The 25272-nt window shown below is 49.4% G+C and carries 20 protein-coding genes; 12 read left to right on the top strand and 8 right to left on the bottom strand.

Annotation, left to right across the window (positions count from 1 at the left end):
• Positions 1–11: 11 nt before the first annotated feature.
• The 4 genes from OIK42_RS03050 to OIK42_RS03065 form a co-directional block, all read right to left on the bottom strand.
• Complete coding sequence (locus tag OIK42_RS03050) at positions 12–200, bottom strand: hypothetical protein (protein ID WP_273638283.1); 189 nt, start codon at positions 198–200, stop codon at positions 12–14.
• Positions 201–343: 143 nt separating this feature from the next.
• Complete coding sequence (locus tag OIK42_RS03055; protein WP_273638285.1) at positions 344–859, bottom strand: Lcl C-terminal domain-containing protein; 516 nt, start codon at positions 857–859, stop codon at positions 344–346.
• A 1-nt stretch (position 860) separates the two neighbouring features.
• Complete coding sequence (locus tag OIK42_RS03060; RefSeq protein WP_273638287.1) at positions 861–2558, bottom strand: Lcl C-terminal domain-containing protein; 1698 nt, start codon at positions 2556–2558, stop codon at positions 861–863.
• 62 nt (positions 2559–2620) lie between these two features.
• Positions 2621–3163, bottom strand: a complete 543-nt coding sequence (locus OIK42_RS03065) for a sugar O-acetyltransferase (protein WP_273638288.1) — start codon at positions 3161–3163, stop codon at positions 2621–2623.
• 437 nt (positions 3164–3600) lie between these two features.
• Here OIK42_RS03065 and OIK42_RS03070 point away from each other — a divergent pair, with 437 nt between their 5' ends.
• From OIK42_RS03070 to tldD, 9 genes are all read left to right on the top strand, one after another.
• Complete coding sequence (locus OIK42_RS03070) at positions 3601–4116, top strand: hypothetical protein (protein WP_273638290.1); 516 nt, start codon at positions 3601–3603, stop codon at positions 4114–4116.
• 308 nt (positions 4117–4424) lie between these two features.
• Entirely contained in the window at positions 4425–5468 is a 1044-nt protein-coding gene (locus OIK42_RS03075) for a rod shape-determining protein (RefSeq protein ID WP_073316955.1), read from the top strand.
• 36 nt (positions 5469–5504) lie between these two features.
• Positions 5505–6371 carry a rod shape-determining protein MreC gene (gene mreC, locus OIK42_RS03080; RefSeq protein ID WP_273638297.1) on the top strand — a complete coding sequence of 289 codons (867 nt, stop codon included), beginning with the start codon at positions 5505–5507 and terminating at the stop codon, positions 6369–6371.
• Positions 6364–6843 (top strand): rod shape-determining protein MreD, encoded by a 480-nt coding sequence (mreD, locus tag OIK42_RS03085; RefSeq protein ID WP_374211837.1) that lies wholly within the window; start codon positions 6364–6366, stop codon positions 6841–6843. Before mreC ends, mreD begins: the two co-directional genes overlap by 8 nt.
• Positions 6840–7421, top strand: a complete 582-nt coding sequence (locus OIK42_RS03090) for a Maf family protein (protein WP_273638299.1) — start codon at positions 6840–6842, stop codon at positions 7419–7421. Before mreD ends, OIK42_RS03090 begins: the two co-directional genes overlap by 4 nt.
• Positions 7418–8884, top strand: a complete 1467-nt coding sequence (rng, locus tag OIK42_RS03095) for a ribonuclease G (protein ID WP_273638301.1) — start codon at positions 7418–7420, stop codon at positions 8882–8884. The genes OIK42_RS03090 and rng overlap by 4 nt, the downstream gene beginning before the upstream one ends.
• Positions 8881–12756, top strand: coding sequence for a YhdP family protein (locus OIK42_RS03100; RefSeq protein WP_273638302.1), 3876 nt, complete (start codon positions 8881–8883; stop codon positions 12754–12756). The genes rng and OIK42_RS03100 overlap by 4 nt, the downstream gene beginning before the upstream one ends.
• Positions 12743–13576, top strand: coding sequence for a carbon-nitrogen hydrolase family protein (locus OIK42_RS03105; protein ID WP_273638304.1), 834 nt, complete (start codon positions 12743–12745; stop codon positions 13574–13576). Before OIK42_RS03100 ends, OIK42_RS03105 begins: the two co-directional genes overlap by 14 nt.
• Positions 13560–15002, top strand: a complete 1443-nt coding sequence (gene tldD, locus OIK42_RS03110; protein WP_273638306.1) for a metalloprotease TldD — start codon at positions 13560–13562, stop codon at positions 15000–15002. The genes OIK42_RS03105 and tldD overlap by 17 nt, the downstream gene beginning before the upstream one ends.
• Here tldD and yjgA read toward each other — a convergent pair.
• Positions 14999–15550, bottom strand: a complete 552-nt coding sequence (gene yjgA, locus OIK42_RS03115; protein ID WP_273641388.1) for a ribosome biogenesis factor YjgA — start codon at positions 15548–15550, stop codon at positions 14999–15001. The two genes, tldD and yjgA, sit on opposite strands and share 4 nt — an antisense overlap.
• 71 nt (positions 15551–15621) lie before the next feature.
• Here yjgA and pmbA point away from each other — a divergent pair, with 71 nt between their 5' ends.
• From pmbA to OIK42_RS03130, 3 genes are all read left to right on the top strand, one after another.
• Entirely contained in the window at positions 15622–16953 is a 1332-nt protein-coding gene (gene pmbA, locus OIK42_RS03120; protein WP_273638307.1) for a metalloprotease PmbA, read from the top strand.
• A gap of 216 nt (positions 16954–17169) precedes the next feature.
• Positions 17170–18129 carry a choice-of-anchor A family protein gene (locus OIK42_RS03125; RefSeq protein ID WP_273638309.1) on the top strand — a complete coding sequence of 320 codons (960 nt, stop codon included), beginning with the start codon at positions 17170–17172 and terminating at the stop codon, positions 18127–18129.
• An 82-nt stretch (positions 18130–18211) separates the two neighbouring features.
• The gene (locus OIK42_RS03130) at positions 18212–21031 is read left to right on the top strand and encodes a tetratricopeptide repeat protein (RefSeq protein ID WP_273638310.1); all 2820 of its coding nucleotides are present in this window, start codon (positions 18212–18214) and stop codon (positions 21029–21031) included.
• Between the two features lie 121 nt (positions 21032–21152).
• Here the strand turns inward: OIK42_RS03130 and arcA are convergent, their stop codons facing one another.
• The 3 genes from arcA to glgA form a co-directional block, all read right to left on the bottom strand.
• On the bottom strand, positions 21153–21860 hold the full coding sequence (gene arcA, locus OIK42_RS03135; RefSeq protein ID WP_273638312.1) for a two-component system response regulator ArcA: 708 nt from the start codon (positions 21858–21860) through the stop codon (positions 21153–21155).
• 147 nt (positions 21861–22007) lie between these two features.
• Complete coding sequence (locus OIK42_RS03140; RefSeq protein ID WP_273638315.1) at positions 22008–23663, bottom strand: sensor histidine kinase; 1656 nt, start codon at positions 23661–23663, stop codon at positions 22008–22010.
• 111 nt (positions 23664–23774) lie between these two features.
• Positions 23775–25208: a glycogen synthase GlgA gene (glgA, locus tag OIK42_RS03145; protein WP_273638317.1), complete on the bottom strand. Its 1434-nt coding sequence runs from the start codon at positions 25206–25208 to the stop codon at positions 23775–23777.
• Between the last annotated feature and the right edge of the window lie 64 nt (positions 25209–25272).

Genomic DNA, 25272 nt, shown 5'->3' on the forward strand with positions numbered 1-25272 from the left:
TGAGGGCTGTATCATGACTGATGTTTTTTACGTTTTTGATAACGGCTGTATAACACCAGACTGATAGTAATAATAGAGCATCCGATACTGGCAAATGCCGGTGTCAGGTTGCGATCTTCGGTAAAATAAAATGTCCCGGCGCAGACTAAAAACAGTACGCCCGACAAAAAGTACACATAAATCGCCTTAATGTTTTGCACAACAATTCTCCCTGCTCATCTCCGTTGATCCCTATTCCGTCCTGATACTTCTGAGCCTGTCGTCGGTATCATTTAACGTTAAATTAAATCAACGGCCCGGCGATATCAATTGGCGAGCGCAAAATTTTAACCAGTGCCGGATGCTAGTCCGGCAGATTGGTTTTTACCAGGCGTAAATACACCGACAGCTGTTTTTCTTTTATGGAGTGACTGGCATTGAAAAAAGCCACGGTCCAGGCGCGCAGCGGATCGCTGTAACTGGGCGTGGATGTCCAAAAGCTGTCTTCCGGCGTGGCCGGAAAAACCGCGCTATTGATTGCCGGTCGCACGCAATTGCGCTCAGTGAGCGAAGACAACTCTTTTACGTTGGGCACGCGCCATCCCTCAAGCCTTTCACTGTCGTATTGTTGTGCGTAAGTAAGTGCTTGCTGCCAGGTCATCGGTTGTGCCTCGCCGGTACAGGTATCACCGTCCCAGGTTTGCCCTACAGCGCAGCGTTGCCAAATCAGGTTGGTGGTCGAGTGCAGGATGGTGGCATCGTTATCGGTTTCAACGAAGGCGTCACCTGGTGTGGTTGCTACGGCACCGCTTAAACACTCCTGAGCGAGTGCAGAGCCGGATACCAATAGCGCAAATAAAAAGCCTAATTTTAGTTTCATGCTAACGTCCTGCTCTGACCAGCCGAATGGCGACCGGGTCAGACTTATTCAAAAAGTTATCGACACCCGAGATAAAATCGATTGCCCAGGTATTTTGCGCGGCATCATTACTCACGCCATCAGCGCCAGGCTGGGAAGTCCAGTACCATAAGGTCGTTGCCGTAGCGGAACCGGTATTGGGGAAGTAGCGACTATCAACCCGTGGCAACGCGGCGCGGCCAAAGTGGACTATCGACAGCAGCTCCTGGTGCGTCGGCAAACGCCAGTCGTAAAACCCACATAAGCCAGCGGCGTTAACGGCCGAAATATAATCAGCAGTATTACACGAAGTGATGGAGCAAACCGTGTCAGGACCGTTTATATTGCCAGCGGCACCACCGTTGTTCTCTTCGGCATACCAGCTGTAGCGATGATCCAGATCCCGTAAGCCGCCATCGTTGGTTTTTACTTCCCAGACCAGGCCAGTCACATTGTCGCGGACACAGCTGAATTGGGCGGCTTCATCGTCTTCTTCGTCGCCATTGCTGTTAAGTTTGGTAAAGTCAAAGCCTGCTTCGCCACGACCCGCTTTTGCCAGCACAGCGCTTTGTGCCAGAACATCAGCGCCGCGCTGACCATCCTGGCCCGGCCAGGCGTTCTGATGAGCCGAAGCCAGTGTGGTATTGGTTGCCTGTAGTGTCATGCCGGTATCATTAATTACCCGCACCGGAAATGGCCTCACCACAACGGTAAGACTGTCGGTAATCTCATTACCAAAGCTATCCTGGGCGTTCAAATACAGTTGCAATGTGGTTTCTGTGTCTACCTGAGGAGCAACCGCATAGGTATCGGCGGCGGTAACAGACGCGATGACAGGCTCTGCATTGCCGGTGAAGGTCCACAGTGTATCAATGGGATAAGCGGCCGGGACCGAACTGGTTGCTGCACCGCGCAGTGCAATGCGCTCGCCGCTGAATACGGCCTGATCGGAACCGGCGCTCACCGTGGGCGTGGTTTCTGATGCCGACAATACGGTGTAAGACTGGCTCACTGTGTTAGTGGCGCCTTCCGCATCTGTGACGGTGAGCGAAAATGTTAGCGTTTGTCTGTCGTCAGCAATGGGCGTTGTAATAACCAGTGAGGGTGTACTGGTATCGTTGCTGATAATGGCATCGTCGCCGTTGGTTTGCTGCCACTGCCAGGTGACAATGGCCGGTGTTGTGCTGGCGTCTTCATCAAAACTATTGCTGCCATCCAGCGTAATCGCAACACCTGCCGGGTAAGTGCCAACGGCTAATTCTGGCCACTGAGACGCTGCAATCACCGCCGTAGGAGGCACGTTTTCAGGTGTGACGGTGAGGGTAAAACTATCGGATGCGGTTTGCCCGGCGCTATCGGTTACGTTAACTGATATCACATAGTCGGTATCCTCTGTGGCGACCGGCGTGGTTAATGTAGCGCTCGATGCAGTGGTATCGCTGGGGGTAATAAGCATTGCCGGTGATGCAGACCAGCTGTAAGTGACATCCCCCGAGGGGTACGAAACCTGCGCGGTAAGGGTCACCTCGGATTGCTCAGTGGCACTGCGGTCCCGTCCGGCATTAACCGCAAAAGTTTCATCCCGATCTTCAGAACTTAACCCGCCGCCACAGGCTACCAGCATGCACGAAGCCAGTATCACGTGCATTGAAATCAGTCGACACCAACGATAAAAAGCCATTCTGTATTGTTACCTATCGGGAAATTATTGCTGTGTAGTCGCTATCGGCAGCTTGGGTGTTTTTATTGAGTATTTTGTGCAATCTTACGGATCTGGCGTGCAGGATTACCAAAGCACAGTGCATTGGCCGGTACATCCTGAGTGACCACGCTGCCGGCGCCTATCACTGCATTATCACCAATGGTAACGCCCGCGCACAGGGTGACGTTAGCAGCCAGCCAAACACGATGCCCTACCTTTACCGGCCGGGCAGTTTCTGATGCGGCCGGGGTATCAATAGTATGACGCCCGACGACAGTGGAAATGACGGTATTCGGGCCGATTAACACCTGATTGCCCAGCACGACCGGGCAGGCATCGATAATTGTTGCGTTGTAGTTGATAAAAGTGCCTTTACCTATAACACAGTTGAAGCCGTATTCAATGCGCAATCCCGGTTCAATCTGACAGCGCTTTGTTGCTGGCATTAACTGCTGTAGCGTTAAGAAGCGGCGTTGGTGATCATCTAACGGCAGCGCATTGTAAGTGTTACACAGCTGCTGAGCCAACAGGCGGGCACGGCTAAGCGTATCATCCGCAGGCGAATATTGTTCGCCGCTGCTCATACGCCTGACGCTTGTATGGGTGCTAAATTGTTGTGTGGTGAAATCCAAAATACGCTCAGGGGTCGGCCGCTTATTGTCATAATACAAAATATAACAGACGCCGGCGAAGTAAATAGTGGCAGGTCAGTCGATGCCCGGTGGGCTATAGGCGACGTGGTAACCATAAAATAGTATATAATAATTACTATAAGGCAGAGCATGTTGCAATAACACACTCATCGGAGTGTTGGGGGCGAGGCCTGCTGTCTGGAATAACTTTGTTATTGCCAGCTATAAACGATATGTTTAACCCGCCGGGCGTTAACAGCGTGTATCGGGCCGGTGACTTGTCGATGGCGCTATCGGTGTGCTCGGGTTGCCGGTAAATCAGACCCGTGCTTTTGGACGACCTTTACAACAATGTCAGATAGGATGAGCACTAGCAAGGGGCAGTAATAGTGAAATCGAGAAATCCTAACGATAGCAGTTTATCGCGGATAATGATCAATCTCTCCGTTATCGTTGTGTTTGCCGCACTGATGACAGGCGGTATTATTTATGTGTACGAGAAAGAACCTGATATCGAAGCCGAAATGATGCACAACTACGCACGCCAATTTACGTCGAGTGCAACCAACGCTCATTGGCAGTGGCAGGCGCAGGGCCGCCCGGAAATGATCATGTTGGTACACTACGATGAAAATGGACGTGAGGTAGGGCGCAGACCCGTACGGATGGCACATTTTGGCTGGCCTAAGGTTGAGCCCAGCTCGGCAAGTTGTCTGCAGTTGTGGGAGCAGCTATTAAATATTCCTACCCGGGTTGATGGTTTCAGAGTGCTGGCCGATTACTACGCCAATGACAACAATGAATCAGAACCGCTCAATACGCGCTGTCGCTATCGTGTCAGTACCGGGCCCTACTTTGATTACAGTATCTATACCGGCAGGGTAATACAGTCAGGCGGCGATTAGACAACACGATTTTTTTTACGAGACTTTTCTTTACGAGACTGTTGCGTTGCCGGTGCTATTCAAACGAGTCATACAACAATAATCCCTTGATAATTGTATGTTTATTGAGCTCGCTCAGGCCGCGTATAACGGTGTTGAGTGGAAACAGGCGCCATGCTGTGGTTTTTTTTGTATTAGCTTGGGAGTTTACTTGCTCAAAATTGCCCCCATTGTTAAAGTGTGCAGATTGTTGTTAACTCATGTCCAGCCGCCAAAAATCCGCACTTCAAGGCGCAGTGACCGATGCTTTTTACAGGAAATATCACCGCATGTTTAAAAAACTTCGAGGCATGTTCTCTAACGATCTGTCCATTGACCTCGGAACAGCTAATACGCTGATCTATGTGAAGGATCAGGGAATTGTGCTGAATGAACCTTCCGTTGTTGCCATTCGTCAGGAACGCGCGGCTGGTCCCAAAAGTGTTGCCGCTGTGGGCGCAGAGGCCAAACGAATGCTGGGCCGAACGCCCGGCAACATCCGTGCAATCCGGCCTATGAAAGACGGCGTGATTGCTGACTTTTACGTGACCGAAAAAATGCTGCAGCATTTTATCAAGCAGGTGCACGATAATAACTTTTTACGCCCGAGTCCGCGCGTGCTGGTATGCGTTCCCTGTGGTTCAACCCAGGTTGAGCGTCGTGCTATCAAAGAGTCGGCGCTGGGCGCTGGTGCACGTGAAGTGTACCTCATCGACGAGCCTATGGCAGCGGCTATCGGCGCTGGTTTGCCAGTATCAGAGGCAACCGGTTCGATGGTGGTCGATATTGGTGGTGGTACAACGGAAGTCGCTATTATTTCCCTCAATGGTGTGGTGTATTCTTCATCTGTTCGTATTGGTGGGGATAAATTTGACGAAGCGATTATCAATTACATCCGCCGTAATTTTGGCTCATTAATTGGTGAAGCAACGGCAGAACGCATCAAACATGAAATCGGCGCTGCCTACCCTGGCGAAGAAGTTCGCGAGATAGAAGTGCGTGGTCGCAACCTCGCTGAAGGTGTCCCCCGTGGTTTCATACTCAACTCCAATGAGATCCTCGAAGCGTTGCAAGAACCGCTGACCGGCATTGTTTCGGCGGTTATGGTAGCGCTGGAGCAGTCACCTCCTGAGCTGGCGTCAGATATATCTGAACGTGGCATGGTGTTAACCGGTGGTGGCGCACTGCTTAAAGACTTAGATCGCTTATTAATGGAAGAAACCGGCATTCCGGTAGTGATTGCCGATGATCCTCTGACATGTGTGGCGCGTGGCGGAGGTAAAGCCTTCGACATGATCGACATGCATGGCGGTGACCTGTTTAGCTACGAGTAAAAAACAAGGCAACCCTCGCGGTTGCCTTCTTGCATTATGGATACAATATTCACTCGTGGTCTCTCGCTCAACTTTCGCTTGACATTAGCATTAGCAATGTCTGTCTTGCTGATCGTGTTAGATTACAAAATTGATGCGTTTTCAACGACGCGGGTGTTTCTCAATTCTTTAGTCAGTCCGGTGCAATATTTGGCAAACCTGCCTGGTCAGTTATTAAATGTAAGCGCGCAGCGACTCACCTCGCAACAAGCATTAATTAGCGAGAATGAACAACTCACTAATCACATTTTAATGCTCAACGAACAATTGCAGCGTTTTGAGGTGCTCGAAAAAGAAAACAACGAGCTGCGTCGGCTTCTTGGCGCGCCGGTGCGTAAAGACATGCGAAAGATTGTGGCTGAACTCATGGCGGTGGATAACACCCCTTACAGTCAGCAGATTGTTATTAATAAAGGCGCTATCGATGGCGTTTACCTTGGCCAGGCGGTCCTCGATGAACTGGGTATTGTCGGGCAGGTTATGGAAGTGGGTACAACCAACAGCCGGGTATTGTTAATCAGCGATGTTACCCACTCTATCCCGGTCCGCTCAGTTCGCAATAACAGTCGCTTTATTGCTACCGGCGCTGGTGTTATTGACGAGCTTTACCTTACGCATGTGTCCCACAGTACCGACGTGGAGGTGGGCGATGTGTTAGTGTCATCGGGTCTGGGCAAGGTGTTTCCGGAAGGGTACCCGGTTGCTGAGGTGACCCAGGTACTGCGTGATGAATCACGGCCGTTTGCGCAGGTGACGGTTGTTCCCCGGGCGCACTTAAACCGGTTGAAGTACCTGCTGTTATTGTGGCCGGAAACAGCACCGACCGACCCTGAACCTAGCGAAGAAGACCAGTCGGATGATTAAAGTACGTCACTACGCTATTGCGCTCTCTCTGCTGGTGGCAATGGTTTTTCAGATCATTCCGGTACCGGTTCAGGTTGACCTTTATCGACCGGACTGGGTGTTGATTGTGTTGTCGTACTGGGTGATGGCGTTACCGCACCGGGCCAATGTGGGGGTCGCTTTTGTCAGTGGACTGGCGTTGGATCTGCTGTTGGGCACTGCTATGGGGGTGCACAGCTTTGCCCTGAGTGTCTCGATATACGTGCTGGCCGCCAATTACCAGCGCCTGCGTAACTACTCTGTCTGGCAACAGGCAATTATTATCGGGGTTATCTCGGCACTGTATCACTCCTTATTGTATTGGTTGTTACGGTTACTCACAGATGTAGCCTTTAGATTTGAAGAGTTGTGGCCAGTGCTCACCTCGATGGCTTTGTGGCCCTGGATGTTCTGGCTATTACGTAAAGTAAGACGCCAATTGAGGATTACATGAATCAACTGCGTGAGCTGACACTGGCTTCTGCGTCGCCGCGGCGCGCCGAACTTTTAACCCAGATTGGTGTCGAATTTACTAAGCGACCGGTAGACTTAGACGAGTCTGCATTACCAGCCGAGCGGCCCTCTGAACTGGTAATGCGCTTAGCGGGTGCCAAGGCGAAGGCGGCGGCTAAACTGCTGCAAAGTACAAACAATGTAATACTTGCCTCCGATACGATAGTGGTACTTGATGATGAGGCGCTGGGTAAACCGGTGGATTTTGCTCATGCCAGACAGATGCTGTCTTCTTTAAGCGGTCGTTCGCATCAGGTGCTAACCGCGATTAGTGTGAAGGACGCATCCCGCCAAAAAACGGTGTGTGTGGCGACCGATGTTCACTTTGCCACATTAAGCGATGAGGATATCGAGCAATACTGGGCCACTGGTGAGCCGGCAGATAAAGCCGGTGCCTATGGTATTCAGGGCATTGCGGGTCAGTTTGTTCGCTCTATTGGGGGCAGTTACAGTGCGGTGGTCGGTTTGCCGCTTTATGAAACCGTGCAGTTGCTGAAAGAGTTTGAGGTTATTAAATGAGCGCAGAATTACTGATTAACGTTACACCATCGGAGTCTCGTGTGGCGCTGATCGAAAATGGTATTCTGCAAGAAGTACACGTTGAACGTCACACCAAACGTGGTCTGGTGGGTAATATTTATCGCGGTAAAGTGAGCCGGGTATTGCCCGGTATGCAAGCCGCTTTCGTTGACATCGGCCTCGACAAAGCCGCGTTTTTACACGCCTCCGATATTGTAATTCACAATGAAGTGGTGGGTGAAGTATCAACCAGCCATATTGAAAAGCATGATATTCGCGACCTGGTGCGTGATGGCCAGGACATTGTGGTGCAAGTGGTGAAGGATCCCATCGGTACCAAAGGTGCACGCCTGACAACCGACATTACCATTCCGTCGCGCTATCTGGTATTTATGCCGAGCGTCACCCACGTGGGTGTGTCCCAGCGCATCGAAGATGAAAAAGAGCGCGAACGCCTCAAAGAGCTGGTTGCCGAGTTCTGTGACGAGGAAGGCGGTTTTATTCTGCGCACGGCCGCAGAAGGCGTCAGTCAGCCTGAACTAAAAGCTGACGCTGCGTTTTTACGTCGCTTATGGAGCAAAATACAGCAGCGCCTCAAGAAGAGAAAATCCCATGTGCTGTATGAGGATTTACCCCTGGCGCGCCGGGTGTTGCGCGACTTTGTGGGTACCGAACTCGACCGTATCCGCATTGACTCAAATTTATCGCATCAGGAACTAAGCCTGTTTACCAAAGAATACGTGCCGGAAATGCACCGTAAGCTTGAGTACTACCCGGGTGAACGGCCTATTTTTGATCTTAACGACGTTGAGAACGAAATGCAGCGGGCCCTGGAGCGCCGTGTCGATCTAAAATCCGGCGGCTATTTGATCATTGATCAAACCGAAGCAATGACCACCATCGATATCAATACCGGCGCCTTTGTTGGCCACCGTAATCTCGAAGAAACCATTTTTAATACCAATATCGAAGCCACACTGGCCATTGCCCGTCAGTTACGTCTGCGTAACTTAGGCGGCATGATCCTGATTGATTTTATCGATATGACCAACGCCGATCATAAGCGTCGGGTGTTGAGTAGTCTTGAGGCGGCAACCGCCAAAGACCGGGCTAAAATTAATATTCATGGCTTTACGTCGCTGGGGTTAGTTGAAATGACCCGTAAACGTACCCGCGAGAGTCTGGAACATATTCTGTGCAGCGACTGTCCGGTCTGCAAAGGTCGTGGGTCCGTTAAGACTATCGAAACCATTTGCTTTGAAATCATGCGCGAAATCGTGCGGGTGAACCGCGCCTACGATGCGGATATGTTTGTTGTTTACGCCGCGCCAATTGTGGTTGACTACCTGTTAGGTGAAGAGTCACACATGCTGGCCGAATTGGAAGTCTTCGTTTCTAAACAAATAAAAGTACAAACAGAAACCTTGTACAACCAGGACAAATACGATGTGGTAATGATGTGAACCGCCCCCTGATTATCGCCACTTATATTGTTAAAAAACTTTGGCTGATATTTGCCATTGTGCTGGTTATGTTTGCGGTTTTAGTCAGCGCATTACGCTATACGCTGCCCTATCTCGATGAAGAGAAACAGCTGCTGGAAGACTACCTGAGCGATCAGTACGGCATTCAGCTTACCATAGACAGCCTGTCTGCCGCCTGGCAGGGCACCGGTCCGAGCATCGTGTTAAATGGCGTTAAGTTTTTGCAGGGCGATTTGTCGCCGGTGGAACTGCGCCTTGAGCAGGTCTACGTCGAAGTTGATTTCTGGCAGTCAATTCAACAACGAGAGTTATCCTCCAAACGTTTCGATTTAGTCGGTCTGCATGCACAAATCGATACGCAACGCATAGAAAAAAGCGGCGAGGGCGAGTTTCCTATCGTTGAGGCGCTGCGCAGTCTGTTTTTGGATCAGTTGCAGAGCTTCTCACTGCGTAATGGTGAAGTTACCCTGGTGACACCGGAGGAAGAGCAGGTAATTGAGTTGTCCCAGCTATTCTGGGTAAACAAAGACGAGCGACACCAGGGACGCGGAGAAATCCGGGTGCAGGATCTCACTAATAACTCAGCCTCTTTTGTACTGGATCTCTATGGTAAAAAAACAGATTTGTCCGGCACCTTATACGCCAAAGGCGAAGCGCTGGATATTTCTCCCTGGGTCAGTGCGTGGCTGCCAACGAATTCTCCGGTTAAGCATAGCCGCGGCAATTTTGAATTCTGGGCCCAGCTAGACAGTAGCGAAGTCAGTGCTATTCAGATTGAATTTGCCGACAGTGATATAGCATGGCAACTTCCCGAAGAAGACCATATTTTAGAGACCCAAATTCGTGGCGGCAGTATTCAGGCTTTACCTACTGCGTCGGGTTGGTCATTACGGGTCGATCAGCTTACTCTGCAGGCAGATAACAATACCCTTATTACCGATTTAGTTGGCCAACTTGATCACAATGGCAACGTTATTGTGAATACCGTTAAGCCACTTACCCTGTCCCCAATACTGGCCATGACCCCCATATTTACCGGTGGCGATAAACTATTAAAAACCTTAAGTCCAAGCGCTGAGCTGGCCACTTTGCAATTGCAGTGGCAGCAAAAGCAACTTTCCGTGGCGGCTAAAGTCTTCGATATGCAGTGGCAACAAAGTGGTCATTTGCCAGGTGTGAATTCACTCGATGGTGATTTTTACTGGTACCAAAACCAGGGCGTACTGGAGCTTGATGGCAGCGGGGTTGAACTGGCTATAGACGGTCTGCTGCCAAATGATTTAACGCTGGATGCCATGCACGGCAAAGCCTATATCTATGCGACTGCTCCGGGAGACTGGGTGTTGGAAGTCGACGATTTGCAGCTCAGCAGTGCGCTGGTAAATCTGTCCCAATCCATGCGTTATGAATTTGGCAGTGACTTATTCATCGCAGCGCTCAATGTTGGTAGCATGCCATTGTCAAAGGTGCCTGAGCTATTCCCGGAAGACTATATGGGCAGCAATACAGTCAGCTATTTGCGCCGGGCGTTTAGCGGTGACGGGCAGGTAGAGCGGGCCAGTATATTGTGGTATGGCAACCCCGGGCAGTTTCCATTCGCCGATGGACAAGGGATCTTTCAGGCCGCGGTAGAGGTCAGCGATGCCGAATTTACGTTTGCGCGGGAGTGGCCAGCACTGTCGGAACTGGACATGCGGCTGCTGTTTGAAAACGAAGCGCTGATAATGACCAGCGAGGCGTCTACCCTGCACGGCATTGCCTTGTCGGATCTTCGCGCCGTTATTCCCCGGTTGGCAGGTTCGTCGGTACTGACTATTGACGCAAAGGGCGCCGGGACAGGTAAACAGTTAGCCAGTCTGATGCTGCAATCGAGTTTACAAAACTCGTTAGGGAAAGTGCTTTCTGAGGATGTTAAGGTGAGTGGACCACTCACCAGTGATATAAAACTGGAAATTCCGCTTAACGGCAGCAATGTGCAGGCTTCAGGGGTGGCTGCATTGCCGGGCAATACGGTCAATATTAGCAGTCTCGACTTAACCTTTGCCGATGTTACCGGCGAGGTTGCGTTTACCAATGCGGCAATTACTATTGATGCGTTATCGGCCAGCTTGTTTGAGCAGCCGGTTACGGTAAACCTCTCCGGAGTGCAGCAGGACAGTGACTATTTGCTCGACATGGCCGTGGACGCAAACTGGCGGGTACAACCGCTGATAGCGCAGTTGCTGCCCTCTTACGGTAAATACCTGGCAGGCGCGGCAAGCTGGCAAAGCGATATTTCAGTGACCCTGGGCGCAGACGGCTTTGAATATACGGCCAGTATGACCAGTGATTTACTTGGCGTAGCGTCAACCCTACCAGCGCCTTTTACCAAAAGCAGCGAGCAACCCAGGGAGCTTGAGGTACGCGTCAAAGGCAATACGGACACCTCGGGTATTAACCTTAATATCGGCTCAGAAGTTCAGTTTACCGGCGTATTGCCCCATGCTGAAAAACAATTTTCGCGTGCGCACCTGGCATTGGGTAACAGTGGTGTTGTGGGCCTGGGCACCGGCTTTAATATATCTGCTGCCCTGGAGCAGGTGGATCTGTCTCAGTGGTATCAGGCAATAGCTTTATTGGTTAATGACCTGCCAACCACCACGGTACAGGATAGCCGTAAGTCACCACCGGTATTTACTGTACCGCAACGTATTTTTGTCGAAACGGCCAATCTGGTTATCGCCGGGCAAACCCTGACCGATGTCACGCTTTCGGCCCGGCAGCAAAATAGTAACTGGTTATTAAACGTGGTTTCTTCTCAGGCCACCGCGCAGGTTAAGCTTTTTGAAGACTGGTTAGAGCGCGGCATTGATGTCGATGCCGACTTTATTCGCTTAACGCAGTGGCACACTGACGATGACCAGCAGGGGCCGGTTGGCGAGCAGTTACAACCCGACTCGCTGCCGCCAATTCGTTTTCAGTGTGGTTCCTGCGTTATTCTCGATAAAGACTTTGGAGCTGTCGATCTTGAAGTCACCCGCGCTCAGCACGGACTGCAATTAACGCGCCTGGCTGCAACCAACAATTTTGGTGAACTGCGTGCCACGGGCACGTGGTTAAAAACCGATGAAGCAGGCTCGCGAACGCACTTTGAAGGTGATATCAACAGCGACAATATTGGCGGAATGTTAGCCGGATTGGGCGTTAACTCGGGGATTAAGGATTCTCATGCAGACATCGAATTTAACCTTGATTGGAATAGCTCGCCATTTAACTTCACCTTTGACAGCCTAAATGGCTCTGTTAGCACCGAGTTAACCGACGGCTATCTGACGCAGGTGAGTGACAAAGGCTCGCGTATTTTTACATTGTTTAGCCTCAACTCGCTCATTCGTAAGCTTAGCCTCGACTTTCGTGATGTGTTTGCACAAGGTTTCTTTTATGACGATATAAAAGGCAGTCTGGACATCGTTGACGGTGTGGCCAGCACGTCTGATACGGTGGTTGATGGTGGCGCCGGTGAAATAGTGATTAACGGCTACACCAACCTTGAGCAGCAAACCTTGAACTACAATGTGAGTTTTACGCCTAATGTCACCGGCAATTTGCCATTTTTGGTGTACTTTATGGCGAATCCGCCGACCGCATTGGCAGCATTGGCTCTGGATCAGGTGTTGACGTCAGCGAAAGTCATCTCTAATGTGAATTACCGAATAACCGGCACCCTGGATGACCCGCAACTTGAAGAGGTCGGTCGCGATAGCACCGAAATTGAGCTTCCTGCACAGCAAAGGGAGACGCAGCCTGAGGTCATTGATGGCGTACCAGTGCAACCTGATAACCCGGAGGAACCTGACAATGCCGACAGTTAATCTAGTGGCTTTGCAAATGACATCCGGACCGGATGTCGACACCAACCTTGAGTTTGTAGAGACACAATTGGCCAGCGCGGATCTGCCCGCCAACTCGGTGGTGGTGTTACCTGAGTGTTTTGTTTGCTTTGGTACACGTGACGGATTCTTACTCACGATCGCGGAACAACCGGGGCAGGGCGCAATACAAGAGCGCTTATCTGCCATGGCCGCCCGGTATCGTTGCTATTTAGTTGCGGGGACCATGCCCGCCCAAAGCGCCAGCCCCGACAAGTTTACCGCCAGTTGCTTTGTTTACGGCCCCAACGGCGATGAGCTTGATTGTTATCAGAAAATTCACTTATTTGATGCAGCAATTGCCGATAACACCAAAGCGTATAAAGAGTCTAAGTATACCCAGGCGGGTGAACGCGTTGTCGTCATTGATACTGACGTTGGTCGCATTGGTGTGGCGGTGTGCTATGATGTGCGCTTTCCGGGGCTGTTCAATGCCATGGGCGAGATTGATATTTTAGTCTTACCGGCTGCGTTTACGCAAGTCACCGGGGCTGCCCACTGGCATACGTTATTGCGTGCCAGAGCAATTGAAAAGCAGTGCTATGTGGTCGCTGCGGGTCAAACCGGTACGCATGAGAACGGCCGGGAAACCTATGGCCACAGCCTGATTTATTCGCCCTGGGGTGATTTATTGGCCGAGCGGCCGTCTGCGCCTGGGCTCGTTCACCAAACCGTATCGTTAGCGGATATCAAAAAATACCAGCAGGCCATGCCACTGGCTCAACATAATCGTTTCAGGAGTCACATTGATAAATCAAGTTGAAACTCATTTGCTGGCTGATTCGGGGTTAACCCGGCAATCGCTGGACGCTGCACTTGCTTCGATTCACTCTCATCAAACAGATTACGCCGATCTTTATTTTCAATCCAGTCAGCACGAAAGCTGGGTAATGGAAGATGGCATCATCAAAGAGGGGAGTTTTAATCTGGAAAGAGGCGTCGGTGTCCGCGCTATTAGCGGCGAAAAAACCGGTTTTGCCTACTCAGATGAAATCAGTCTCGACGCTATTACCAAAGCGTGTAAAGCCGCCCGCAGCATTGCGCCATCGGGCGGCGAGGTAAAGGTCGCAGCCTTAAGCGATGTCACCCCCGTCGCGCGCTATGCGTCGGATAATCCCATTCTGGCCATGGCCGAAGCTGAAAAGATAGCCTTGCTAAAAGCGGTGGATGCCTACATACGCAAGCAAGACGGCAGTATTAACCAGATTGTGGTGTCATTGACCGGTGTGTACGAAGAAGTGCTTATCGCCGGTAGTGATGGCACGCTGGCCACTGATATTCGCCCGCTGGTGCGCTTAAACTGCTCGGTATTGCTGGAAAATGGTGACCGCCGTGAACGCGGCAGCGCGGGAGCCGGCGGCCGTCATACCTACGCCTTTTTCGAACAACAGTCAGATGGTAAACCTCTGTATGAACAACTGGCCGATGATGCACTGCACATGGCTCGTATCAATATGCAGGCCATTGCTTCGCCAGCTGGATTAATGCCGGTTGTACTGGGTAACGGCTGGCCCGGCGTATTGTTGCACGAAGCGGTAGGACATGGCCTGGAAGGCGATTTTAACCGCAAAGGCGCGTCTACGTTTTCTGGCCGCATGGGCCAGCGGGTCGCATCGAAAGGAGTAACCGTCGTAGACGATGGCACTCTGGATAATCGCCGCGGCTCATTAACCGTTGATGATGAAGGAACGCCCACAGCGCACAATGTGCTCATTGAGGACGGCATTTTAACCGGCTTAATGCAGGATAAAATGAATGCCCGTTTGATGGGCGTAAAACCCACCGGTAATGGCCGTCGCGAGTCGTATGCTCACCTGCCGATGCCGCGCATGACGAATACCTTTATGCTGGAAGGTCAGTACAGTCAGGAAGAAATCATTGCCTCTATCGACAAAGGCATTTATGCGCCTAACTTTGCTGGCGGTCAGGTAGACATTACCTCCGGTAAGTTTGTGTTCTCAAGTGCTGAGGCTTACCTGATTGAAAACGGTAAAATTACCGCACCGGTGAAGGGCGCAACCCTGATTGGTAATGGTCCTGAAGTCATGCAGAAGATTTCTATGATCGGCAATGACGTTGCACTCGACAGAGGCGTTGGCGTGTGCGGCAAAGATGGTCAAAGTGTGCCGGTTGGTGTTGGTCAGCCCACGCTTAAGATTGATGAACTGACCGTTGGCGGAACCAGTTAATCCTGGTCCGTTGTATGTTCTTTTAAATACTGAAATAACTCGCGATAGGCTTTTGGCGGAGCGTTTTTAGCCCGCTCTTTGTTTATCGCACGGTGATACTGACGTAGCTTTTGACGTTCCAGTGTTGGATACGCGTCGAGGGCCTGTTGAATGGCGGTGTCGCCTTTATCCGCGATAGCATCGCGAGTTTTTTCGAGCTGATGAAAGCGGGCATTTTGCGCCTGATGTTGATTTTGAAGTTTGGCGAGGCCTGCTTCAATAGGCGCTAAATCACGGTTACGCATTAATTTGCCGATAAATTGTAGCTGACGGCGAAAGCCATCTTTTTTGCGGTTTATCTTGTTGGCCAGCGCGATTGCACCTGCCAGTTCATCATCCAGCGGGATGGTTTTCAGGTGCGCATCAGACAAATTAACGAGTTGCTCTCCAATTTTCTGACATAAGGCAGATTGGCGTTTTAGCTCAGATTTACTAACGAATTCGTCTTGGTCGGGATAGCTGTCGTTATTATCCCAGTTGGCGTCATCATTCTGACTTGGGTCGTTCATAGGACTCTCGTGAAACTCTGATAATGCGTCAATTGTAGCCATGAACAACGGACATTTATAGCGAAACTTCTATGCAGATTGAACAACAGCTAGCAGAAATACAATCGAAGGTTGCCGATACATTAAAATTGGCCCTACAAAAAGGCGCCACTCAGGCCGAAGCGAGCATGTCTAAAGTAGAAGGCATTGCGGTGTCGTCACGACTACGCGAGGTTGAGAACATTGAATTTACCAATGACGGCGGCCTGGGGATCAGCGTGTATGTGGGGAAACACAAAGGCAGTGCATCAACAGCGGATCTGAGTCGCGAAGCGCTGGCGCTAGCGGTAGAAAAGGCCGTTGATATTGCACGCTATACCAGCGAAGATCCCTGTACCGGGCTGGCTGATGCTGAACTTATCGCTACCGAGTTCCCCGATTTGGATCTCTATCATCCTATCCCACTGGATCCGCAAAAGGCCATTGAAACCGCTATAGCAACAGAATCCGCAGCGCTCGACTATGACCCGCGAATTACCAATTCAGATGGCGCCAGCTATAATGCCAATATTGGCATGCGTGTTTACGGCAATACCCACGGCATTAATGCTGGCTATACCAGTAGCCGCTACAGCTTAAGCTGTATGGTGATTGCCAGCGAAAACGACGACATGCAACGCGATTATGCTTACACGGTGAGTCGCGATGCCAGTAAGCTCGACTCAGCGCAAAGTGTTGGACTTGAGGCTGCAAAGGCGACAGTTGCCAGACTGGGTGCGCAAAAAATTAAAACGGCGACGGTTCCGGTGCTTATTGATAAGCAGTTAGCCTCGAGCTTGTTTGGCCACTATGTTGGCGCAATCAGTGGCGGTTCGCTGTATCGTCGCTCGTCATTTTTACTCGACAAGCTGGGTAGTCAGGTGTTTCCTGAATGGCTGAATATCGTTGAACGTCCACGTTTAAAGGGCGCGTTAGCCAGCAGTAACTTTGACAACGAAGGCGTGGCAACCAAAGACATGACCATCGTGGATGGCGGCACGTTAGCGACGTATCTGTACACCAGTTATTCGGGCCGCAAGCTTAATGCTGTGAGCACCGGACACGCCGGTGGCATCCACAACTGGATAGTCGGTGACTCAGGCCACTCTGATGCTGATTTGCTAAAAACCATGGGCACCGGCCTGCTAGTCACAGAAATGATGGGCCAGGGGGTTAGCATAGTTACCGGCGATTATTCGCGGGGAGCTGCGGGTTACTGGGTCGAAAATGGCGTGATCCAGTATCCTGTACATGAAGTAACTATTGCCGGCACTCTACAGGATATGTTTGCCAACATAGTGGCGATTGGTAAAGAGCGCGATGAGCGGGGGAGTATCAGTACCGGCGCAGTGCTGTTGGAAAATATGACCATTGCCGGCGCGTGACGTCGGCGCCTGATCCGGCATTGGTACCCGTGGCTGTCGAATAATTTTACAGCCAGCAGTCACTCTTGTCAGATTTAAAACTAACCATATGATATGTAGTTAGATTATAATGTGGAGTGATTCTTGCAGAACATTGTTTGCAAGCTACACTTTGTACTTGCAAATCGTACTGTGTCTTACGATAACTAATGTGTGTTTTTTTTCAGAGGTCCTGAATTGAATTTTTCGCGAGCCAGGTTGTTATGTTTCTCTGCACTTTTTGTGCTGTCGGGTGCTGCGTGGGGCTCGGTAGATAACGTAGGGACTTACAACCTTATTCTAAAAAATGATTTGAGTACGTCAAGTGATATTGAAGGGCGAATCATGATTGGTGGAAACATCAATGGCTCGTCGACCGACGTAGGAAGTCGCATTCCTCTGGACGCCGATGTGGATGCTGTGACTGTGGTAGGCGATATCAACGCACCCAGCCTTAAAGCCCAAAATGGTCACATTGTTTATGGCGGTAATGCCAATACCAATAATATCATTACTAACAGCAGCACCGGTCAGATTATAAAAGAAGACCAAAGCCTGTTGCAGACCCGTTTTGATGAGATTTTTCAAAGCGTTATTGATGACAGTTATTACTATAAAAATCTGGCAGCAAACGGGACCTTTAATACCTCAGATCAAAACAAAAAGTTATTTGATTCTGACGCTACCGACGAGTTGTTAGTCTTTAACATCGACGGTGACGATTTGCGCTATGGCGGCCTGGAATTTAATTTTATGCCCAGCGTCCCTATCATTATTAATGTTGCCGGTACCGGTGAATTAAATATTAATGCTAAAGCGCAGGGCAACTATTTTAATAAAGATACCGTATCACCGCTGGTTTTGTGGAATTTCTACGATTACACCAAGTTGAGTTTTAACGGTGACGGCTGGAATGGTTCAGTGCTGGCTCCCTACGCGGATATTTCCAGTTACACGGGTAGCCTGGATGGTGGTATTGCTGCACTGTCTTATACCGGCGGCGTTGAGATCCACAATAAACTATTTACCTTTGAACCGAATACAGCCGGCCCTAAAGACGAAGAAATTCCCGTACCGGAACCCTCTACCTGGCTTATCTTTGCCGGTGGTTTTTGGCTGCTGTTCAGGCAATATAAACTGAACAGCGCGCGTAACTAGCGCAATTATTTGCCAACCGGTACTTAATTGGTGGCTATAAAATGTAATAATACCAGCAGTATTGTTGTGCTTAGCGGGTAATATGTTGCTGCTTAATGTTATTTTTTGGGTTTTATTTTTAGCTACTGCCCTGGTATCGCCGGTCGCGACTGCGCAAGACGAAGAAAAGCCTGCAGGCGTGATAGAGTGCGAAAAAGCAGAGTTAGCCTACCTCGATAAGAAAGTAAATGAAGCGCTGATATATTTGCAGCGTTGTCGCCAGGCGTTGCCTGATTATCTGCCTGCCCTGACCTTGTTAGGTAAAATTCAAAGTGAGTATTCGCGTCACGATTTGGCCGTTTTAACCTTTTCGCAAGCCTTGTCCGAAGGGGCAGACGCCGAGCTCTTCGCCATTCCCTGGTCGCGCTCTCTTTTAGCCAGCCGCAATTATAAAATACTCACTGATTACAATGGTTATGAAGAGTTTGACGCATCCGTGCGTATTGAGTGGCTGAAGGCCCGAGCCATTGCCTGCCTCAAACAAAATGAACATACCTGTGCACGCTCAAGCTATGCCAAATTAGCTGCCCTCACCACCGATATCACCGTGCCATTAGGCTTCGCGGGCTTAGCAATACGCGATAAAAACTGGCAGGAAGCAAGCAAACAACTCGATAGTGCCGCGGCGATTGATGCCAATGACGTGCGGGTGTGGCTGGCATATAGCCGTTTGGCGCTGAGTCGGCAACAGCATGATGATGCACTCGATTACGTGAATAAAGCATTTAAGATGGAGCCCGAAAACCCCAGAGTACTACGTATGCTGGTGGATGTTTATCTGGCCAATGATCAGCGCGAACAGGCAACCGCAACGCTTAAGATGATCATTGGTCAGTCGCCTGACGATCCGTTTGCTATGTTAGTCAGCAATAGCCTCTCTTATAACGAAAAATACGCGGCCATGCTGAGTGAATTAAAGGTGCGTATTGATCAGTTCAGCCGCGAGTCTAAAGCCGATAACAAGGAGTTGTATTATCTTCAGGGATTGATTGCTTATCAGGAAGGGCGCTATGAGCAGGCGCTGAAAAACTTTTTATTATTGCACACCCAACGTGCTTACCTGCCGCAGTCCCTGATTATGCTTGCCCGAACCTATGTGGCACTGGAAAAGCCGGCAGAGGCCATAAAGATCCTTGAAAGCGAGCAGGAAATGTTGCTCGATGGCGCGCCAGAATTGATGGCGATGCTGATTGAACTGTTCATCGAGCAGGGAACCGTGTTTAAAGCCCTGCCGAGCTGGACAAAATACGCCGAGCGTTACCCTGACCGCCTGGATGTCCATCTATTAGAAATAAAAATCCTCTTTAAAAGAGGATTACCGGGTGCTATGGACAAGCTCGATGCGCTGTACACACGTTATCCCGATTCTGAAGAAGTAGCCCGCGTATATGCGGTAATGTTAACGCGGATCGGTGAATCCAAGAAAGCGTTGGACATTGTTAATCACATGCTCGATAAAGCTCAGAACGAGGCTGCCTGGTATAACTTCAAAGGTGCCTTGCATTTAATGCTTAAACAGCAGGAAGAGGCCTACACGGCCTTGAGTAAGGCGCTGTCCTTAGATGAAAGCCTGCTAACAGCCCGGCTTAACCTCGCATGGCTTCAGTATGAAAAGGGAGAGGTAAACGAAGCGCTGGGCGAAGTGGTGAGTTTGATTGCACAATACCCGTCTAAGTTGTCAATCAAGCAACTGTATGCCGGCATGCTCCTCTCGGCAGGTAAATTTGCCGAGGCGAAGACTGAGTACGAAGCACTGTACAGTCTGGACAATTCACAGCGAAGCGTCATTGAAAGCCTGATCACGATTTATCAGCGGGAAGACCAGCAACGCAGAGTGATTGACTTAGTTAGCCGCCTAATTGAGCTTGACGTTGATGTCGGTAACAATTTGATTCGACGTGCACAGCTTTACGTGATCGATAAACAGCCCGCAAGGGCATCGGTGGATCTTTATAAAGCGCTATCGCTGGCCGATGAAGATAAAGCGCAAATCTTAAGTATTGCGAATGTTAGCTTGCAGGCAGGCAATGAAAAACTAACAGTCAGGTCTCTGAAAACTGCAATAGAGGTTGCCCCGGAAGATCCCTTGCCGCTGGTTAAATTGGCAGAGCTGTATTTAAATCTGGAGCAGACCGATAACGCTGAAAGCTTACTCGACGCATCACAGGCTAAATTCAGCGATGTACCAGAATACTGGATTTTACAGGGGCGTCTGGCCGAACAAAAAGGGCAACTAGAGTTAGCGGCAGCGCATTATCATCAAGTGCTTACTCTCAACCCGTCTTTTGATTTAGCCTTTGCCAAACTTTATACGTTAACCCGTTATAATGTAGGTGTTGAGGCCTTTGAGACTGCCCTTAAAGAGCATGTTGCCAACCACCCTGACGGCAATTTCAGCCGTAAACTGCTCGGTCAGTATTACTATTATCGAGGGCAATTTGAAGCGGCAGCCGAGCATTATCAGGTGTTGGTAGATAGTGTTGAGAAAGATCAGGGTAAAGCAGCACTGGCACGCAGATTAGCGCAGACCTACTTCCATTTCGATACGGTTAAAGCCCAGGAATTAGTGGCCACAGCGTTGAAACTCGATAAGGACGACCCACAAATAATGGCCCTGGAGGGATGGTCTTTGGTACAACAAGGGGCGTTAGAAGAGGGGCTCAAACGACTTCGCGAAGCTTACACCCTGTACGGCGATAATCCCGACACGCAGTATTTCATTGCTTACACGCTGGCGGAGCTCGAACTCTATGATGAAGCCTTTGAAATCATCCGCCAGTTGCTCCAGACACAGGTACACTATTCTTACCAGAATCAAGCGATGGCATTAAACGCCAGGCTCGCTGAACGCGCCAATTTATAGCTGCTTGTTAAAACCAGAACGCTGTATGCGGGGAGTAAAACACAAATGCCAGCCCCGTTTGTCGGTGCTGGCAATGTGCGAATGTAAAAGAGCGTAGGCGTAGCTAGAAGTAGCTAAACGATTAGCTGTCTACTGAACCGCAAAAACGATAGCCTTCGCCGTGGATAGTGACAATCAATTCTTCATCGTTAGGCTCTGATTCGAAATGTTTGCGTATACGTCTGATGGTGACATCAACAGTACGGTCATTCGGGCGAAGTTCGCGGCCGGTCATTTCCATAATCAGCTGTTCGCGGGTAAGTATTTTTCCCGGATTGCTCAAAAACAGGTGTAATGCCCGGAACTCACTGCGCGGCAAACGAAATTCATTGCCACTTGGCGCAATCAGCGAACGACTGTCACCATCCAGCGTCCAGCCATTAAAGCTTACACGGCTTGGCAGATCATCATCTTCACTGCTGCTGGTCGTGCGGCTTAGCAAGTTACGCGCACGAATGGTCAGTTCACGAGGGTTGAATGGTTTAGTCAGATAATCATCTGCACCAATTTCCAGTCCCAGAATACGATCAACGTCGTTATCGCGGCCAGTCAGGAATATTAAACCAATGTTCTTGCGGTCGCGAACCTCGCGGGCCAGGATCAGGCCATTTTTACCCGGCAGGTTAATATCCATGATAACCAGATTAATGGTGTGGTTTTCAAAGAAATCATGCATTTGTTCGCCGTTTTCAGCTTCGAAAACGTTATACCCTTCGGCTTCAAACAAACTCTTTAGTGTGGTTCGGGTGACCACTTCATCTTCTACAATTAATATATTGGGCGTTTGCATGTTCACACTCTATTTACAAATATTAGTACTCTGTACAAAGTTTATCAGATTTTATTGATATCGATCTTTTTATCTTGTAAATAAATAGCCATTTCCGTAAAAATATTACTAATGACCGGTTTTTTACAAGAAAAGGGCGGCAAAACCTTATTGTTTTTTTAAGCCCACTGGAATTATCACGGTAAATTCAACACCGTTACCTTTTTCGCTCTTGAGCGTTATATTGCCATTAAGTGCTTGGGTTACCAAGTTAAATACCAGGTGCATACCCAACCCGGAACCACCTTGCCCACGTTTTGTTGTAACAAAGGGATCAAAAATCCGGTTTTTTATATTATTTGGGATGCCGCTGCCATCATCACTGTAAATTATTTTCAGTTTTTGCTCATCCGTCAACCTCACTGTTATGTCTATATGGCCAACTTCAATATTTTCAAAGGCATGGATCAGTGAATTCATGACTAAATTGATTAATATCTGATTAAGTGGTCCGGCTTTACAGGTAACGTTGAGAGTGGGGGCGCAATCAATATTTATGACATGGTTTACTTTCTTCAGCCTTGGCTGCAAAGACATTAAGGTTTCATCGATCAACTGCTGTACATTGATATCACGGGGTTCCTCGCTCGATTGATCGACCGCAACCTGTTTAAAGCTCGAGATCAATTGTGCAGCGCGGTCCAGGTTTCGGTAAATAATATTAAGGTTTTCGCGGCTTTCGCTAATGAACTTTTGCATGCTGCTGGCCTTTAGCGTCTTGTCTTTGAATTGCTGATCGATGACTGCCAGCCTGTCGAGCATCATCGTTGACGCAGTAATACCTAAACCGATAGGAGTATTGACCTCATGTGCAACGCCGGCCACCATGTCTCCCAGCGATGCCATTTTTTCGTTTTCAACAATTTGATGCTGAAATTGGTGGAGCTTTTCCAGGGTACTAATCAGCTCTGAGTTAGCGGATTTAAGCGCGACCGTTCGCTGACTCACTTCCTCTTCTAACCGGCTGTTGAGCTCACGGTGTTGGCGCTCCGCAAGTTGTTGTTTTTCTACGTACTCTTCAACTCTCGATAGCAACAGATTGATCGCATCCAACATGAGGTTGTATTCGCGGATATGGCTTTGCGTAAAACGAATTGAATAGTCACGGGTTCGGCCTACTTTTTGTAGCAGAATAACAATGCCCTGAATGGGGCTAATGAGCATCTGACTGTATTTAAAAGCGACCATAATCGCGATCAACAATATGAGGATGAATGTGGCGCCTTGCAACATCAGGATATTTGCGACAAAGTCCAGATAAGACGCTGCTGAAACTCTGAGGTAAACATACCCGAGTGTTGTATCGTTTTGATTAATAGGCCGTATAATTTCAACGACATTCTCTTTTTCGTTGATTCTGGCGGTAAAGTAACGCGCCATTTCATTGATCTTACTGGATACAGGCGTTGCCGCTGAATTAGTGTAAGGCGCACGTAATTCTGGTGTGCCGGATTGTCTGGCGCTGTAGATATGGGCATTGAGCACGGTAGGGAAGCTTTCTAATCCACTGAGAATTTGCGCCAGGTGTTCATTTTGTAGCACCTTGGCTTCAAAATCACTAGCGTCAGTGAGCAAGACGGGCTGTGATGTTGATGCCAGCATCGACGCCAGAGAATGGACTTCACTTAATAATTGCCGTTTCACTTCTTCGTGTTGAAGATAATTGGTGATGAGCGTGGCAACGAGTATCGCACCGGCAGCGACAGTAATGACTAGCCATAAAAGGGTGTTTTTTATTGAGAATCTGGCTGGAGACAGCGACATTGCGTAAGGAAAACCCAAATAAATGCGTAAGTTAATAGTGGCTCAAAAGCGACAAAACTGCAAAAAGAAAGCTCAAATCAAGCTTGTAATGCGTTTTCCCGCGTAGGGGCTTTATTGGGGCTGTTGTAAGCTTTGATAAAGCGCTAAATATTGCTGAGCTGATGCTTGCCAGGTAAATCGCGTTTGCATGCCACGTTGCTGCATGGCGCGAAATGAAGCAGGACATTCATAGTAGGCGAGTAACGCGCGACGAATGCAATTTAGCAATGCTTCCGGACTAGGCTGATGAAACACAAAACCCGTGGCATCCACTGGATTGTCCTCAGGATCGATGACGGTGTCTTTTAAGCCTCCCACTGCTCGCACAATTGGCACGGTTCCGTAGGCTAAACTGTACATTTGATTGAGTCCACAGGGTTCAAACTGGGAAGGCATAAGAAAGAAATCAGCACCGGCTTCGATAAGATGGGCGTGTTCGGTACTAAAGCCATTAATAAATGAGAACTGTTGTGGATGTTGTTCCGCAAATTCACCCAAGTCCTGACACACGCTGGGATCGCCGGTACCAATGATCACCAATTGCAGTTTGTGCCTGATCAGCCGGTCAAGGATGGGGATGAGATAACCAAAACCTTTTTGTTCGGTTAGTCGGCAAACCATGCCAAAGACCGGGATGTCGGGTGCCTGAGGGAGCCCGGACTGACCCTGTAGCTGATGTTTGCAGTCAGCTTTGCCGCTGATATCGTCGCTGTTGAAATGGGCCGGAATGTACTTGTCGGTCATCGGGTCCCACTGGCTGTAGTCGCAACCATTCAATATGCCCGATAAATCGCGTTGTCGCTGCATGAGGCGTTCGTGTAAACCGTGGCTGCCCAGATCGGTGAGCAACTCCTCTGCATAGTTTGGGCTCACGGTGGTAACTTTGTCGGCACACTCTATAGCCGACTGTAATAAGTTTATATAACCGCCATGAACCTGACTGCTAATGGCCGGGTGATGGTGTAACAGCGGGATCTCGTCAATACGATGAACGCCCTGAAAGGCGGCGTTGTGAATGGTAAATACAGTTCTGGTGTCAGCAAAGTAACCGGTATTATCGTTGCGCATTAAATAAGGCAACATGGCAGTATGCCAATCATGACAATGAATGACATCTGGTTGAATACTCAGCGCCTGTAGCGCATTGAGAATGGCGGCACAAAAAAAGCTGAATCGCTCGCCATTATCCCGATAGCCTTCGTAGGCGTTGTTGTAAAGCCCGTCACGATCAAAATATTCAGGATAATCAATGAAGTATATCGTTATGCCGTGCCAGTCCAGTTGGCGGACAGTGTAGTGATAAACTTTGCTTTGGGCGAACACCGTTTGACTTGTGCATGACTCAGATAGTGAAAATTGTTCTGCAATAGCGCGGTAGTAAGGCATAAAGATACAAACGTCGTGCGCCATGCCTTTAAGTGCCAAGGGCAATGCTTTGCCGACATCTGCCAAGCCGCCGGTTTTTACCAAATCTTCAACTTCTGAAATAGCAAAGACGATGTTCACACTGTTCTCCTACATGGTAAATCCTGCTCATCGCTGTTATCAAATTACCACATAAGACAGTTTT

It is taken from the genome of Alteromonas gilva (genome assembly GCF_028595265.1).
GTDB classification, from domain to species: domain Bacteria; phylum Pseudomonadota; class Gammaproteobacteria; order Enterobacterales; family Alteromonadaceae; genus Alteromonas; species Alteromonas gilva.

What these genes read in the sequence shown, in the direction of transcription:
- rng (WP_273638301.1), top strand. Translation starts at nt 7,418, where the DNA reads ATGAGCGCAGAATTACTGATTAACGTTACACCATCGGAGTCTCGTGTG.
- OIK42_RS03090 (WP_273638299.1), top strand. Translation starts at nt 6,840, where the DNA reads ATGAATCAACTGCGTGAGCTGACACTGGCTTCTGCGTCGCCGCGGCGC.
- OIK42_RS03130 (WP_273638310.1), top strand. Translation starts at nt 18,212, where the DNA reads ATGTTGCTGCTTAATGTTATTTTTTGGGTTTTATTTTTAGCTACTGCC.
- OIK42_RS03055 (WP_273638285.1), bottom strand. Translation starts at nt 859, where the DNA reads ATGAAACTAAAATTAGGCTTTTTATTTGCGCTATTGGTATCCGGCTCT.
- mreD (WP_374211837.1), top strand. Translation starts at nt 6,364, where the DNA reads ATGATTAAAGTACGTCACTACGCTATTGCGCTCTCTCTGCTGGTGGCA.
- OIK42_RS03140 (WP_273638315.1), bottom strand. Translation starts at nt 23,663, where the DNA reads ATGTCGCTGTCTCCAGCCAGATTCTCAATAAAAAACACCCTTTTATGG.
- OIK42_RS03060 (WP_273638287.1), bottom strand. Translation starts at nt 2,558, where the DNA reads ATGGCTTTTTATCGTTGGTGTCGACTGATTTCAATGCACGTGATACTG.
- OIK42_RS03075 (WP_073316955.1), top strand. Translation starts at nt 4,425, where the DNA reads ATGTTTAAAAAACTTCGAGGCATGTTCTCTAACGATCTGTCCATTGAC.
- yjgA (WP_273641388.1), bottom strand. Translation starts at nt 15,550, where the DNA reads ATGAACGACCCAAGTCAGAATGATGACGCCAACTGGGATAATAACGAC.
- OIK42_RS03105 (WP_273638304.1), top strand. Translation starts at nt 12,743, where the DNA reads ATGCCGACAGTTAATCTAGTGGCTTTGCAAATGACATCCGGACCGGAT.
- pmbA (WP_273638307.1), top strand. Translation starts at nt 15,622, where the DNA reads ATGCAGATTGAACAACAGCTAGCAGAAATACAATCGAAGGTTGCCGAT.
- mreC (WP_273638297.1), top strand. Translation starts at nt 5,505, where the DNA reads ATGGATACAATATTCACTCGTGGTCTCTCGCTCAACTTTCGCTTGACA.
- arcA (WP_273638312.1), bottom strand. Translation starts at nt 21,860, where the DNA reads ATGCAAACGCCCAATATATTAATTGTAGAAGATGAAGTGGTCACCCGA.
- OIK42_RS03065 (WP_273638288.1), bottom strand. Translation starts at nt 3,163, where the DNA reads ATGAGCAGCGGCGAACAATATTCGCCTGCGGATGATACGCTTAGCCGT.